The sequence below is a fragment of the Streptomyces sp. HUAS TT11 genome (assembly GCF_051553595.1).
Classification (GTDB): domain Bacteria; phylum Actinomycetota; class Actinomycetes; order Streptomycetales; family Streptomycetaceae; genus Streptomyces.
In genome coordinates, this window is sequence record NZ_CP196184.1 from 2,387,798 (window position 1) to 2,402,780 (window position 14,983).

At 72.5% G+C, this 14,983-nt stretch carries 11 protein-coding genes; 3 read left to right on the top strand and 8 right to left on the bottom strand.

Features of this window, described 5'->3' with window-relative positions; all coding sequences use genetic code 11:
* The first annotated feature begins 183 nt into the window (after positions 1-183).
* Positions 184-1,221 carry a DUF2637 domain-containing protein gene (locus ACSHXN_RS10780; protein ID WP_355135966.1) on the top strand — a complete coding sequence of 346 codons (1,038 nt, stop codon included), beginning with the start codon at positions 184-186 and terminating at the stop codon, positions 1,219-1,221.
* A 58-nt stretch (positions 1,222-1,279) separates the two neighbouring features.
* On the opposite strand, the gene ACSHXN_RS10785 is transcribed toward ACSHXN_RS10780, so the two are convergent.
* The gene (locus ACSHXN_RS10785) at positions 1,280-1,666 is read right to left on the bottom strand and encodes an ATP-binding protein (RefSeq protein WP_359450459.1); all 387 of its coding nucleotides are present in this window, start codon (positions 1,664-1,666) and stop codon (positions 1,280-1,282) included.
* Between the two features lie 613 nt (positions 1,667-2,279).
* On the opposite strand from ACSHXN_RS10785, the gene ACSHXN_RS10790 reads away from it, so the two are divergent.
* Entirely contained in the window at positions 2,280-3,062 is a 783-nt protein-coding gene (locus ACSHXN_RS10790; protein WP_355135962.1) for a hypothetical protein, read from the top strand.
* A 100-nt stretch (positions 3,063-3,162) separates the two neighbouring features.
* Here ACSHXN_RS10790 and ACSHXN_RS10795 read toward each other — a convergent pair whose 3' ends face one another.
* Together ACSHXN_RS10795 and ACSHXN_RS10800 are read right to left on the bottom strand one after the other, a co-directional pair.
* Positions 3,163-4,905, bottom strand: coding sequence for a pyruvate dehydrogenase (locus tag ACSHXN_RS10795; RefSeq protein WP_355135960.1), 1,743 nt, complete (start codon positions 4,903-4,905; stop codon positions 3,163-3,165).
* 54 nt (positions 4,906-4,959) lie between these two features.
* Entirely contained in the window at positions 4,960-6,537 is a 1,578-nt protein-coding gene (locus ACSHXN_RS10800; protein ID WP_438302999.1) for a protein phosphatase 2C domain-containing protein, read from the bottom strand.
* A gap of 417 nt (positions 6,538-6,954) precedes the next feature.
* On the opposite strand from ACSHXN_RS10800, the gene ACSHXN_RS10805 reads away from it, so the two are divergent.
* Entirely contained in the window at positions 6,955-7,935 is a 981-nt protein-coding gene (locus tag ACSHXN_RS10805; protein WP_355135956.1) for a helix-turn-helix domain-containing protein, read from the top strand.
* Positions 7,936-8,411: 476 nt separating this feature from the next.
* On the opposite strand, the gene ACSHXN_RS10810 is transcribed toward ACSHXN_RS10805, so the two are convergent.
* The 5 genes from ACSHXN_RS10810 to ACSHXN_RS10830 all read right to left on the bottom strand — a co-directional run bounded on the left by ACSHXN_RS10810 (position 8,412) and on the right by ACSHXN_RS10830 (position 14,880).
* Complete coding sequence (locus ACSHXN_RS10810; RefSeq protein WP_355135954.1) at positions 8,412-9,644, bottom strand: SGNH/GDSL hydrolase family protein; 1,233 nt, start codon at positions 9,642-9,644, stop codon at positions 8,412-8,414.
* Positions 9,645-9,925: 281 nt separating this feature from the next.
* On the bottom strand, positions 9,926-10,429 hold the full coding sequence (locus tag ACSHXN_RS10815; RefSeq protein WP_438303000.1) for a methylated-DNA--[protein]-cysteine S-methyltransferase: 504 nt from the start codon (positions 10,427-10,429) through the stop codon (positions 9,926-9,928).
* Positions 10,426-11,856, bottom strand: a complete 1,431-nt coding sequence (locus ACSHXN_RS10820; protein WP_438306447.1) for a DNA-3-methyladenine glycosylase 2 family protein — start codon at positions 11,854-11,856, stop codon at positions 10,426-10,428. Before ACSHXN_RS10820 ends, ACSHXN_RS10815 begins: the two co-directional genes overlap by 4 nt.
* 96 nt (positions 11,857-11,952) lie before the next feature.
* A complete protein-coding gene (gene rsgA, locus ACSHXN_RS10825) occupies positions 11,953-13,062 on the bottom strand; it encodes a ribosome small subunit-dependent GTPase A (RefSeq protein ID WP_355135948.1) in 1,110 nt (369 codons plus the stop codon).
* Positions 13,063-13,386: 324 nt separating this feature from the next.
* A complete protein-coding gene (locus ACSHXN_RS10830) occupies positions 13,387-14,880 on the bottom strand; it encodes a cellulose binding domain-containing protein (protein ID WP_438303001.1) in 1,494 nt (497 codons plus the stop codon).
* Positions 14,881-14,983: the final 103 nt, after the last annotated feature.

Here is a 14,983-nt window from a genome sequence, read left to right on the forward strand (position 1 = left end):
CCGTCCGGGTAGTCTTATTCGAACTCAACTCCCGCCCCTCAAGCGGCAGTTCGAGCAGAACGCCGCCCCGGGCATCCCCCTTGCACCTCCTTGGCGGCCTCTTGCCCCGAAACCCCCTGAGGGCCGACGGGATTGGGCCACCATGGCGGGCGACACGCCCTATCCCAATGCAAGGGACCCCTGATGAGACTGACCGACATATCGCTGAACTGGCTGCTTCCGGGCGCCGTACTGCTCCTGGGCGTGCTGGCGGCGGTTGCGGTACTCGCGCGCGGCAAGCGGTCCAAGGAGAGCACGAGTTCGGACGACTCGTGGGAGCGCAACGAGGAGCGCCGCAGGCGTAAGGAGACCATGTACGCCACGGCCTCCTACGTCCTCCTCTTCTGCTGTGCGGCGGTCGCCGCGGCGCTTTCCTTCCACGGCCTGGTCGGCTTCGGCCAGCAGAACCTCGGCCTGACCGACGGCTGGGAGTATCTGGTTCCGTTCGGCCTGGACGGCGCCGCCATGTTCTGCTCGGTGCTGGCGGTGCGCGAGGCCAGCCACGGCGACGCGGCGCTCGGTTCCCGAATCCTGGTGTGGACGTTCGCGGGTGCCTCCGCCTGGTTCAACTGGGTGCACGCGCCCCGGGGCATCGACCACGCGGGTGCCCCGCAGTTCTTCGCCGGCATGTCGCTGTCGGCGGCGGTGCTCTTCGACCGCGCACTGAAGCAGACCCGCCGCGCCGCCCTGCGCGAGCAGGGACTGGTGCCGCGTCCGCTGCCGCAGATCCGCATCGTCCGCTGGATGCGGGCGCCGATCGAGACGTACAAGGCCTGGTCGCTGATGCTTCTGGAGGGTGTGCGCAGCCTGGACGAGGCCGTCGAGGAGGTCCGCGAGGACCGGCGCGAGAAGGAGCAGAACAAGGAGCGGCGCCGCGAACAGCAGCGGGTCGAGCGCGCGCAGCTCAAGGCGCTCAGCCGCGGCCACCACGCACTGACGGGCGGCAACGGCGGACGCAAGGTCGAGATGCAGACCGTCGAGCGGGCGACCGCACCGGTCACATCGGAGCCTGCCATATCCGGTGAACTGCCCTCCCGCGTCCGCCCCTCGCTCGAGCCCGTCCGGAACCCCTCCGCTGACCCGATCACGGTCGACCTCACCGCCGAGGACGACACCATGGCCCTGCCCCGACTCGACTCCCTGGAGCGCAAGCTCAAGGACCTCGAGCAGCAGTTCGGCTAAGTCCGGGCGTATCACTGGAAGGGGGGCGCGGCACGCTGCCGCGCCCCCCTTCAGTGCGTCAGGCCGCTTCGCCGTCCAGTTCGAACCACACCGACTTGCCCACTCCGTGCGCCCGCACTCCCCACGCGTCCGAGAGGGACTGCACAAGGATCAGACCCCGGCCGTGCGTGCCGTCGCCGTCGTCCGGCCGTCGCGGCTTCGGCCTGCGCCCCGCGAAGTCCCTGACCTCCACGCGGAGTCGGCGCGGAGAAACGGTCGCCGTCAGGACCGCGTCGCGGTCGGTGTGAATCAGCGCGTTGGTCACCAGCTCGCTGGTCAGCAGTTCGGCCGTCTCGGATCGTCCCGGCCTCCCCCAGTGCACCAGCATCTCCCGCAGCGCCCTGCGCGCCTCGGGCACCGCCCGTAGGTCGGCCCGTTCCAGGTGGCGTCTGAGCTGTGGACTCATCGATCGGTCCGTCGTCGTGTCGGTCGCTTGCTCAACCTGCTTCACCGACGACGACCCGATCACCACGGGACCGCCGTCTCGCGCTCGCCTGTCCATGACCCCCGCCCGTACGTGCATGTCGAATCCCCCGCTCGAACACGTCCACGGGGATCCATGCCCCACCGACGGGTCGGCAGTCATGTCGAATCGTCAACTACCGCACACACCGGGTCATATGAGCCCTGCGCGAGTGCGCCCCGAGCGCCGTTGAGCCGGCTCCCGCTCCCACCGCACGGACCTGGTCCCGCCGCACGACACGCCCGGCTCTCAGGAACACACGGCCGTGCGCCCGGTCGCCGCCGGGCGCAGTCGGGGCCACGGGACCACTGCCGCCGGACCCTGCCGCCGACTCCGGGCCGCCGATACGGCCGTACGCCGCCTGCGGTCGCTCCCGGCCGGGTCGACATGTAGACAGAGCACGCGGACCGGGGTGACAGGGCGTCAGCGCCCGACTTACTCCAATCGTGTTGTTCTTAATATTGTCGGCATGTCCGACATGACGGATAACGAGATCGTTAGTACGTTCAATCTCGCATCGGCGCGCAGCCGAAGTCTCAGAGACAGGAGAAGTAACATGGCAACGCGTTCCACCGCTGTAACGGCCGCAGCCGCGGCCGCCGCGGCCCTGGTGGCCACGGGTATCACGTACGCCTCCGCGGCGTCCGAGCCGCAGGCGGCCCCGATCGCCCAGCGTGCCGCCGCCGCCCCGGCCGCCGCTCCGGCAGCAGTGCCGGACGGCAGCAACGGCAACGGCAACGGCAACAACAACGGCAACAACAACAACAACGACAACAACCAGTACGGCAACGGCGGCGGGGGCGGCGGCGGCGGCGGCAAGAGCTACCGCAAGGTCACCCGGTGCGAGGAGGACGAGGGCTTCGGCAACTTCGACGACTTCGGCGACGGTGATGGCGGCGGCGGCCGCCGCTGCGGTCGTGGCGACGACGATGGTCGCCGGTTCGGCCGGATCTCCGTCAACGAGCGCGAGTTCGCCGGAGTGCCCGACGGCTGCATCACCGTGGTCAGTGGCCTCGGCGCCAAGACCATCAACGTCCGCAACGAGAGCAGGAACGTCGTCGAGGTCTTCAACGGCGCTACCTGCGACAACGGTGCTCCTCTCGCCACCGTCGGCCCCCACAGCTCTTCGAACGGGCTGTTCCCCCGCCACTTCAAGGGCGGTGTGAAGGTCAAGCACGGCGTGGTGGCCAGCTTCCGTGTGATCAAGCGCCACGTCGAGCGCTTCGTGGAGGAGAAGGAAGAGCACAGCGGTGGCGGCGGTGGCGGCGGCAACAGCTACGGGAAGGGAGACGAAGGCAACGACAACGGAAACTACGGAGGTAACAACGGGGGCAGGTGATCCTGAGGATCAAAGGTCCCTCTGAAGGTAGAGAACGAGAACCCCGGCCCGCCGGAATCGGGCCGGGGTTCCGGTCTTTTGAGCGGCGCTGTCCGGGCCGCTACGGCCTGGGCACGTTGCGCAGGTTGGAGCGTGCCATCTGGAGCATGCGGCCGACTCCCCCGTCCAGCACGACCTTCGAGGCGGAGAGCGCGAAGCCCGTCACCATCTCCCTGCTGATCCTGGGTGGGATCGACAGTGCGTTCGGGTCGGTGACGATGTCGACCAGGGCGGGTCCCTTGTGCCGGAAGGCGTCCTTGAGCGCGCCGGGAAGCTGCTTGGGCTTTTCGACCCGTATGCCGTACGCCCCGCACGCACGGGCCACCGCGGCGAAGTCGGGATTCTGGTTGGTGGTGCCGTACGAGGGCAGTCCCGCCACCATCATCTCCAGCTCCACCATGCCCAGCGAGGAGTTGTTGAACAGGACGACCTTCACCGGAAGGTCGAGCTGCACCAGGGTGAGGAAATCCCCCATCAACATGGAGAACCCGCCGTCGCCCGAGATCGACACGACCTGGCGGTTCCGGTCGGTGAACTGCGCGCCGATCGCCATCGGCAGCGCGTTCGCCATCGAACCGTGGGAGAACGAGCCGATGATCCGCCGGCGACCGTTGGGGGATATGTAACGGGCCGCCCAGACATTGCACATCCCCGTGTCGACGGTGAAGACCGCCTCGGGATCGGCCAGCTCGTCGAGCACCGACGCCACGTACTCGGGGTGGATCGGGACGTGCTTGTCCACCTTGCGGGTGTACGCCTTGACCACGCCCTCGAGCGCGTCCGCGTGCTTCTTCAGCATCTTGTCGAGGAAGCGCCGGTTCTGCTTGGGCCGAAGCCGCGGTGTCAGACACCGCAGGGTCTCCTTGACATCGCCCCACACCGCGAGGTCCAGCTTGGAGCGGCGGCCCAGGTTCTCCGGGCGCACGTCGACCTGGGCGATCGTCACATCGTCCGGCAGGAAGGCGTTGTAGGGGAAGTCGGTGCCCAGGAGGATCAGCAGATCGCACTCGTGGGTGGCCTCGTACGCGGCGCCGTAGCCCAGAAGGCCGCTCATGCCTACGTCGTACGGGTTGTCGTACTGGATCCATTCCTTGCCCCGCAGGGCGTGGCCCACCGGGGACTTGATCTTCCCGGCGAGCTCCATGACCTCGGCGTGGGCGCCCGCGGTGCCGCTGCCGCAGAAGAGGGTGACCCGCTCCGCCTCGTCGATCATCGCCACGAGCTTGTCGATCTCGGCGTCACTCGGGCGGACCGCGGGCCGGGCGGTGACGAGGGCGGTCTGGACGGGCTTGTCGGGGGCGGGCTGGTCGGCGATGTCGCCGGGAAGCGCGACGACGCTCACACCGCTGCGGCCGACCGCGTTCTGGATGGCCGTCTGGAGCAGCCGTGGCATCTGTTTCGGGTTGGATATCAGCTCGCAGTAGTGCGAGCACTCCTGGAACAACCGGTCCGGGTGGGTCTCCTGGAAGTAGCCGAGACCTATCTCGCTGGACGGTATGTGCGAGGCGAGCGCGAGCACGGGGGCCATGGAGCGATGGGCGTCGTAGAGGCCGTTGACGAGGTGGAGGTTGCCGGGGCCGCAGGAACCTGCGCAGGCCGCCAACCTCCCGGTTATCTGGGCCTCGGCGCCCGCCGCGAAGGCTGCGGTCTCTTCGTGCCGCACATGCACCCAGTCGAGGGCTGCATTGCGGCGGACGGCGTCCACGATCGGGTTGAGGCTGTCTCCGACCACTCCGTACAGACGTTTGACGCCTGCCCGGGCGAGTATGTCGACGAACTGGTCCGCGACGTTCTGCCTGGCCATGGAACCACGCACCCTTTCGGTTGCCTAGGGTCCATCAATCCACAGGGACGTCCATCACGCCTCCCAAACGGCCGCCGCCGTACGGTCGTCGGCATAGCCCTTGACCCTGATCAGGGTGTCGGCGAGGAAGGCGGCGAGACCCGGCGGCTCCCCGGTCGACCAGCGCTCGGTGAGGAGCTCGGCCAGCTGGGGCTCGCCGCGCAGGGGATCGGCGAGACCACCCGTGCACAGCAGCAAAATGTCACCCGGCCGGGCGATCGACGCGCGGAACCGGAAGGGGTCGCGGGGTGGTTCCGGAGCCGGTTCGTACGGGCTCGGCGGCGTCGTGATCCCCAGATCCATGGTGAGCCGGTCGCCCTCGGGGGTCTCGGACGGCAGTGAGCCGAACCCGACCACCGCCTCGCCCGCCGCCTCGGCGGCACGCGGCTCGATGTCCTGCCATTCACCGTCCCGCAGCCGGAACAGGCCGCCCGCGCCGACGCCGAAGAAGACTCGCGTACGGCAGTCGGGGTCGGCCGGCAGCAGCAGACAGCGCAGGGTGGCGGTGTAGTCGTCGGGGTCGACGCCCAGCTCGGCGGCGCCGGCCCGGAGTCTGCCGAGGCTGCGGTCGGTGAGCCGCTGCAGTCCCGATTTCAGTTCGCCGCGGCGTGCGGCCCGGATGTCCTCGCCCAGGCGGAGGTAACTGCGCCCGACGGCACTGCCGATCAAATGGCACACCTCGATGGCGGCCCGGTGCGCCCCCGGGGCGGCCCGCGCGCCGGTCGCCATGGCGACGAGGACGAGCGCCTGGTCGCCGGTGCCGAAACGCGCGGTCAGCAGGGCGTCCCGACGCGGCTCGCCGCGAAAGCGCGCGGAGTCCCCGCGCGCCGAGACGGCACGCAGGGCACACGCCCCGTACCGCGCCCCGTCCAGCACCGTGTCAGCGACCAGGTCGCCGAGGTCGTCCGGGTCGGCGAGCGGAAGCGCGGTGGGCTCGGCGTCGTAGGTGGGCGGCCCGGAGCCGACGTAGTCGACCGCGGGCGAGGTGCGGGCCCGGGCGACCGGGAATGCGGCACCGGCCGTCCCGGGCGAGAGCGGGGCCGGGTGCGCCCCGGCGGACGCGGCGGCCTCGAACGGGGGGACCAGGGGCGGCGTCTCGGTCGGCCTGGCGGGCCCATCGGTGGGCGGACGGAAGCCGGGGACCGCCGTGGGCTCCGCCGGGGCGACGGCGTCCGGCGGCGGGGGCGGAAAGCCCGGTGGCCTGGGCCCGGACGGGAAGGTCACAGGGCCCGTCGGGCGGGTGGAAGGAGGGTCCCACGGCGCCGGACCGCGGGCCGGAGCCCCGGAACCGCGCTCGTCCCGCCGCATCGGAGGGGAGCCGGCGGGCCAGGTGGCGTCCGCTCCCGGCGCGAAGGCGCCGGGCTCCGGTCCCGTCGGGCGCTGCTCCGGCACGACCGGCGCGGTCGTGGGTGGGAGCGGCGCCCCTGTTCCGCGCTCTCCGCTCCCCTCCCCCACCGTTCCCGCGGCGGAGGCGAAGCGGTCGTCGAGACTGTCGGCCGCAACGGCCGGTCCCGTGTCCCCGGTGGAGTCGTCGTACAACTGCCCCCACCAGTCGTCCTCATGACCGGTGGGCCTCTCCCCCTGCTGGCTCATGCTCCCGATTGTCCACCGCACGGGGCCCAGGAAAACGGGGCATCCGGAAATTCCGGCCACACGACCGCTCCCCGGGTCCACGCGAAGGACGACGCCTCGAACGACGGTACGAACCGGCCATCGAGGGGCGGGCCGCCGGACGATCCCACCCCCCACAGGGGGATCGTCCGGCGGCACCGCGGTGACAGGGCCCGGCACGCCTCCGGCACCCCGTCACGACCTTGGGCCCGCCGTCCGCTTCGGCGCAGGCCGAGCGGCCCGCGGACGGCATCGCGGGGGGAAGCCACGACTGCGGGTGGCGTCACCTTGGCAGAGAGACCGGGGGTACGGCGATGATGTTCCGAGGCGGGTTTGTGCCGTGGCTGTTTTCCGCCACCGCACACAGCGCGGGACTGCTCTTCGGGAGGACGACGGTTGATGCTGGCTGCGATAGGTCTGGACGAGACGCACGAGTCGGCGTACCGGGCGCTGGTGTCCGTGGGCGCCGCCGACGTGCCCGATCTCGCCCGGCGGCTGTCGCTCGGCGAGCACGACACCGAGCACGCCCTGCGCCGGCTGGAACGGCACGGACTCGCGGCCCAGTCGACGGCCCGGCCCGGCCGGTGGGTCGCGGCGCCACCGGGGGTCGCGCTCGGCGCACTGCTGACCCAGCAGCGGCACGAGTTGGACAAGGCGGAGCTGGCGGCCGCGCTGCTCGCCGAGGAGTACCGCGCGGCGGCGGCCGAGCCCGCAGTGCACGACCTCGTGGAGGTGGTGAGCGGCGCGGCCGGGGTCGGACAGCGGTTCCTCCAGCTCCAACTCGGTGCGGCCGAGGAGGTCTGCGCGCTGGTCACCGGAAATCCGGTCGCCGTGTCGGGGATGGAGAACGACGCGGAGGAGCAGGCCGCGGGCCGTGGGGTGCGCTACCGGGTGGTGGTCGAGCGTGCGGTGCTCGACCGGCCCGACGGCATCACCGAGCTCACGGCCGCCCTCGGCCGCGACGAACAGGTGCGTGTCGTCGACACGGTGCCGACCAAGCTGGTGGTAGCCGACCGCTCGCTGGCGATGGTGCCGCTCACCTCGCGGGGCACCGAACCGGCGGCCCTGGTGGTGCATGCGAGCGGACTGCTCGAGCTGCTGGCGGCCCTGTTCGAGTCGGTGTGGCGGGAGGCGCTTCCGCTGCGGCTCGGGGTGACCGGCGTCGTCGAGCAGGGGCCCGACGGCCCTGACAGCACCGACCTGGAGGTCCTGTCCCTGCTCCTCGCCGGACTGACGGACGCGAGCGTCGCCAAGCAGCTCGACCTGGGCCTGCGGACGGTGCAGCGCCGGGTGAAACGGCTGATGGAGCTGACCGGTGTGACGACCCGGCTCCAGCTGGGCTGGCACGCGTACGAGCGGGGCTGGGTGGCGCGGCACTGACCGGGGTCGTCCGCGTGTTCGTCGCGCTGCCCGCCGCGTGCGCGCATCCGACGGTGCACGCCGTCCGCAGCCGGGGGCCTTCGTGCTCCCCGGCGTCCGCGGCGGCGGGCCGGCGCGCCGGGTTGCGGCCCGTCGGCGAGGCGGGCGCCACCGTGCGTCGAACGGCACCCCGTCCCGTGCGCGACCGAGTGCACGGCGGCCACGGGCGAAGGCCGCGCCGCAAGACCGTCGACGACGGCACCGTTCGCACAGCGCCACGCAACGGCGAGCCGGCGCGCCAGGTTGCGGCCCGTCGGCGAGGCGGGCGCCACCGTGCGTCGAACGGCACCCCGTCCCGTGCGCGACCAAGTGCACGGCGCCACGGGCGAAGGCCGCGCCGCAAGACCGTCGACGACGGCGAAGGGCGACCGCCAGGGCCCTATGGTCGCGCCGAAGGGCCGGGCCCTCCCTTGCGGCCCCGTCCGCCTGACGGAACGTCAGCGCAGCAGGGACGTCAGGTCGATCGCGGCGGCGAGCGCCCCCATGCCCGCGTCGTTGAAGTGCAGGTGGTCGCCGGGGTCGTAGGCCGGTCTGATCCGTTCGGGGCGGCCCGGGTCGCGGACGGCGGCGTCGAAGTCCGCGACGCCGTCGAAGAGGCCGCTCCGGATGCGGGTGTTGATCTCGCGCCGCAGTTCCTCACGGGCCGGCGACCAGCTCGGATGGCCTGCGAACGGGGTGAGAGTGGCGCCGATGACACGGATGCCTTGGGCGTGCGCTCGGGCCACGATCCGGCGGTAGGCGCTCGCATAGGCACCCGGATCGGTCTGGGGCGGCTTGCCCTTGAGGTCGTTGACGCCCTCCAGGACGATCAGCGTGCGGACCGCGGCACGGCTGACGACATCCGCGTCCAGGCGTGCGAGGGCGCTCGGTCCGGCACCGTCGAGAAGGAGGCGGTTGCCGGCGATGCCCGCGTTCAGGACGCCGGGCCTGCGGCTCGCGGGCAGGGTGCGCAGGCGCTCCGACAGCAGGTCGGGCCAGCGGTGGTTGGCGCCGTGCGAGGATCCGGTGCCGTCGGTGAGGGAGTCCCCGAAGGCCACCAGGCTTGTGGCACCGGCCGGGCGCAGGACGTCGACTCCGGTCACGTAGTACCAGCTGGAGACGGTGGAGGTGTACGCGGCGCCGCCGGTGTCGGCGGCCCGGTTGCCCTCCTTGGCCACGTAGTTGGTCTGCAGGGCGGTGTGGTGGTAGGTCGCCGGTCCCGAGTCGGCGGGCGTGTGCACGGTGACGAGGAGGTCGGAGTCCGCCGGGACACCGAGGGGCACGAGGTCGGTGACGCGGTCCTGGCCCGCGGGGACGGTCACGGAGGTGGCGCCGTCGAAGGTGGCGGCGCGCAGGGATCCCGGTACGGCGTCGGCCCCCGTGGGTCCGCCGGGCAGCCGCAACGCGACGGTGACGGTGTCGAGTCGGAGCGGGGCGCTGCCGAGGCGGTTGGACAGCCGGACGCGGGTGGCGGTGCCACCGACGCTGATGTGCACGACGTTGCGGATCGACGCGCCGGGCAGGGCGGACGTGGTCCCCGAAGGGGCCGCCTCCCAGGTACCGGCCCACTGCGGTGCGGGCTCGGCCCGATCGGCCGTACCCGGAAGGGTGGCCCCGGTCGAGACCAGGGTGAGGGCCAGAACGGCCAGGCAGCGGGACAGGGTTACCGTCGAACGGGCCAGGTTGATCATATGGACGCGCCCTCTCCTCACCGGCGGTCCCGGGGACACGGAACCGGGAAGCCTTCGATGACTTCCCAGGACACACCGAGGAGCTAACGCATCGTCACACCTTCGGGTCTACGGCGATCGGCCCCCGCACGGGGACCGCCCCGCGGTGACCCGCCGCGGCGGTCGCACTCCCCGAGGCCGACGGCACCACCGGGAAGCGGCGGAACCGGCGGAAGAGTCCCGGAGCGGGGCAGGTCGTGGACGGCCGCGGCGGAACGACGGCCGGGTACGGAGGAATTGCTCTAGGCCTGCCGGCCCACGCCCTCCAGGGACAGCAGCCGCGTCTTGCGGTCGAGGCCGCCCGCATAGCCGGTGAGGGAGCCGTCCGCGCCGATCACGCGGTGGCAGGGCCGGACGATGAGCAGGGGGTTGGCGCCGATCGCCCCGCCGATGGCGCGGACGGCGGCCCGTGACGCGCCGATCCGGGCGGCGATCGCACCGTAGGTCGTGGTCGTTCCGTACGGCACGGAGTCGAGCGCCGCCCACACCCGCTCACGGAACGCGGTGCCGTCCGTGCGCAACTCCAGCCTGAACTCGTCGAGTTCGCCCGCGAAGTAGGCGGCGAGCTGCTGCTCGGCCGCGCGGAAGAGACCGGGCTCGTACCGCCATTCCGGCCGGAGGGTGCGGCCGCCCTTCTGGCCGGGCACGGAGAGGGAGGTCAGGGCGCCCGTCGCATCGGCGGTGAGCAGGAGCTCGCCGACCGGGCTGCCGAGCGTGGTGTAGTGGACGACGTCGCGCCAGTTCATGATCGGTGGTCTTCCTGTTCGCCCGGAACCGGCTCGCCTGCCGTCCGGAGGTGCTGAAGGGCGTACGAGCGCCACGGGCGCCAGGCGTCGGGGACATCCTGGTCGGGCGGCGCCACGTCGGGGTCGCCCAGGGCGCGGGTGCGGATGACGGCGGCGACGCGCGGATCCATGCCCGGCAGCGCGAGCAGGGCGTCGTACGCGTCGTCGCGGTCGGCACCGGCGTCGAGGCGGAGCGTGCCGTCGGCGAGGGCGGTGGCCAGGGCCCCGGGCGTCCCGTGGGGCTCGGCCTCGACGAGCACGGCCGGTTCGGGGAAGACATGGGTGAGCGTGCCGTACGGGGAGTCGAGGACCTTCCCGTAGCGGTGGACCAGTTCCTCGGCCCGGCCCCGCCCCACGAGAGCGCGCACGGCGAACTCCTCCGGATCGGGCGCGCCCGGCGAGCGCAGGCCCGGACGTGCGGCGACCAGTGGGGCGAGCCGGGGATCGGCGGCAAGACGCTCGTCGACGGCGTACGGGTCCGCATCGAGGTCGAACAGCCGTCGCAGCCGCTGGACGGCGCTCGGGAGGTCGCGGGGGTCGGTGAGATGGAGCCGGGCATCCAGCCAGCCGCCCCCGTGCCCCCGCGTGGGCGGCCTCGAGGCGGCGCGACCGGCGCGTTCGTCGACGGCCACGACGGCCGTGCCGTACGGCAGCCGGAGCGTGCGGCGGTAGGTACGGCGGCCGCGCGCGCCCTCCACCTCCTCCACGCCCCGGATCGCCTCGCGGGCGAGCTGGTCGAAGACGGCGGTGGACTCGTAGGGGCCGCGATGGGCGAGCCGCAGCGGGATCCCCGCGGAGGGCGCGGCCGCACGACGGGCGGCCGGTACGCCGCGTGGCGCGCCCGCGCGCAGCTCGCTCGGGGTCGCCGCGTACACCGCCCTGATCGTGTCGTTGAACTGGCGCACGCTGGCGAATCCGGCCGCGAAGGCGATCTCCGTGACCGGCAGCGTGGTGGTCTGCAGAAGGACGCGGGCGGTGTGGGCGCGCTGGGCCCGGGCGAGCGCGACGGGTCCGGCGCCGACCTCGGCGGTCAGCTGGCGCTGCACCTGGCGGGCGCTGTAGCCGAGCCGCAGGGCGAGTCCGCCCACGCCTTCGCGGTCGACGACGCCGTCCTTGATCATGCGCATGGCGCGCCCCACGACGTCCGCCCGTACGTTCCACTCCGCGGAGCCGGGCGCCGCGTCCGGACGGCAGCGCCGGCAGGCCCGGAACCCGGCACTCTGCGCGGCGGCGGCCGTCGGATAGAAACGCACGTTCCGGCGCCTGGGCGTCACGGCGGGGCAGCTGGGCCGGCAGTAGATGCCGGTGGTCTCGACGGCGAAGAAGAACGCGCCGTCGAACCGCGCGTCCCGGCTGCGCACCGCCTCGTACCTGGTGTCCTCGTCGATCACGCCTTCCAGTCTCCACCACCGGGCGGGGCGGGTCCGGCGGGAATCGGACACCACGATGCCGCCCCCGCACCGGCGAGGGCGGCATCCACGGCCCTACCGCAGCCGCCCCCGCTTCGCCTCCATCGCCGCCTTCCCCTGGGCGCCCTTGCGCTTCCACTCCCGGCGCAGCTCCGCCCGCACCCGGGCGTCCGTCTTGGCGACGATCCACTGGTTCTCGCGCAGCAGCTTGCGGTAGCTCTCCAGCCGCCGCTCGGACAGTTCCCCGTCCTCCACCGCGGCCCGCACCGCGCACCCCGGTTCGGCGTCGTGCGCGCAGTCCTGGAAACGGCACTCCGCGGCCAGGTCCTCGATCTCGGAGAACACCTGGCCCACGCCGGTCTCGGCGTCCCACAGCCCCACCCCGCGCAGTCCCGGAGTGTCGATGAGGACTCCGCCGCCCGGCAGGGCGAGCAGATTGCGGGTGGTCGTGGTGTGCCGGCCCTTGCCGTCCATGTCCCGGGTGGCCTGCACCTCCATGACCTCCTCCCCCAGCAACGCGTTGGCCAGCGTGGACTTCCCCGCACCGGACTGGCCGAGCAGCACGGACGTGCCGCCGGAGAGGGTCGCGGCGAGGACGTCCAGCCCCTCGCCCCGCTGTGAACTGACGGCGAGCACCTGCACCCCGGGGGCCGTGGTCTCCACGTCCTGGACGAGGTGCGAGAGTGTCGTCACGTCCGGCACCAGATCGGCCTTGGTCAGCACCACGACCGGCTGGGCACCGGACTCCCAGGCAAGCGCGAGGAAACGCTCGACCCGGCCGAGGTCCAGTTCGAGGGCGAGCGAGACGGCGACGACGGCGTGGTCGACGTTGGCCGCGAGGATCTGCCCCTCGGACCGCTTGGACGAGGTGGAGCGCACGAAGGCGGTGCGGCGCGGCAGATACGCCCGCACATAGCGGGGGTTGCCCGCTGGTTCGACGGCGACCCAGTCGCCGGTGCACACGACCCGCAGGGGGTCGTGCGGGGTGACGAAGGCGGTGTCGGCGCGCAGCACGCCGTCGGCGGTGACCACGTCGCACTGACCGCGGTCGACCCGGACGACCCGGCCGGCGACCAGTCCTTCCGCGCCGTACGGTGCGAACGCCTGCGCCCACGCGTCGTCCCAGCCGTGGGCGGCGAGAGCGGGGAACGCGGAGGACGGGGTGAAAGCAGAGCTGGAAGTCAAGGGAGACCCTTCACAAGGGTGGTCCCGGCGGGCGCGCGGACGCGCGCTTCAATCAGGGTGTCAGCCGGGGACCACGGAGGTGGACTTGATGATCGTCTGAACGCGGGCAGCGCTCGTCGCAAGGACAGTCATCGGTCAACACCTCCCGTTCTGCACTCGTCCGGCAGCGGCGGCCCGACGGCCGCCGCTCGAAAACACGCTCACCTTAGAAGGTGCCGCTCCCGGGTGCCAGCGAATTTCCGCCCGGGCGGTCACCGTGTCGCGACCGCCTCGTCGGCGGGTGCGTGTGCGCGGGACGGCAGGGCGCCCGCCGCTGCGGCGGGGTCAGCCCGCCGTCGAGCAGCGATGCCCGTTCACCGTGAAGCGGCTCGGCACCGCGTTGCCGTCGTGCCACGACGACAGGAAGCCGAACGCGAACGTGCCGTTCGCGGCGACCTCCTTGTTGTATGCGGCGGCCTTCGCCGTGACCTGCGAGCCGCCCTGTGCGAACGTCCCGTCCCACATCTGTGTGATGCGCTGGCCGTTCTCGAACGTCCAGCCGACGCTCCAGTCGTCCAGCGCCCCGGCCGAGGTGACCGTGACCGTGGCCTGGAAGCCGTTCGACCACTCACTGTCCACGTGGTAGCGGACGCGGCACGGCGCCGGGCTCACCCTGTCCGGTTCGGACGCGCCGGGCGGGTCGGCGACCGGGCTCGTGGACTTTCCCTGCGGTTCCGTGTCGGAGTCCGGACTCTTCGTGCCGGCGGCCGAGCGGGACGGGCGTGCGGTCGGGGAGGCGCCGACCGTGGCGTCACCCGTGACCGGGCCGAGGGACGGCACCGCCGGACCCGGGCCGGCGGCCCGCCGGCTGTCGCCCGTGTCGCTGCCCGCGGTCGTCGGGGCGTCCGAGTCCCCCAGTTGCATGAGCGAGACCGTCAGGGCCAGGCCCGACACGATCACCGCGGCCGAAAGGATCCCGGCGCGGCCGATCCGGGGCCGTACCTCGGTGCCGGCCGCGACGCCGCGGTCCGTGCCCGCGTCCGCGCGTCCCCCGCTGAGCCCGGCCTGCGCCGCCCGGCGCCGCCGTTCCAGATAGGCGAGCCCGCCCCAGCCGATCACACCGCTCGCCAGCGCCGCGGCCGTCTCCCCGCCGTGCAGCCGCAGGCACGCCGCGGCCTCCGCGCACTCCACGCAGGTGGCCAGGTGCCGAGAGAGGTCCTCGGGCGTCTCGGCGCCCGAGGAGCGGGTGACCGCGTCGAGGAGCCGCGCATAGCTGCGGCAGTCGGCGTCCATGGGCGTGTCGAGGTGGTTGCGCCGGCAACGGTCCCGGAACAGCCCCCGGACCTCGGTGAGTTCGACGGAAGCGGCCACCGGGTCCAGACCGAGCCGGCGTGCCGCGTCGGGCAGGGGCAGCGCCTCGACCTCCACCAGCCACAGCAGCGCGGCGTCCGCCTCGTGCATGTCCCTGAGCGCCCGCAGCGCCAACGGCCGCTGGAGCGGCAGCCCGGTGTACCGCGCGGCCCTGCCGGAGTGGAGCCACAGCCGCAGATCGGGGTCGAGCCGATGCCCCGTGCCCTGTGCCTCCCATGCCGCGGCGGTGGTACGCACGGCGGTGAGCAGCAGCGGAATCCCGGGCAGCCGGGGAGTGCGGCGCCCGCCCCTCGCCGGGGGCCCGTCGGCGCGGGTCTCCTGCACTCCGCGGGAGAACGCCTCCGTGGCCAGTTGTCTGCCCGCGGCCGAGCCGGACGTGCACAGGTCCGCGTACGACAGCACCGCGTCCCAGCTTTCCGAGAACAGCGCGGCCTCGGTGGCGTCCTGAGGGGTCGGCAGGTCGGGCATGGCGTGCTCCTGCTTCCGCTGCTTCCACAAGCAAATCCAACTCACCTGATCTACAAGGGAGTTGAGATCGCATCACGGCAGGCCCAGAGCCTTTCACGGTTCT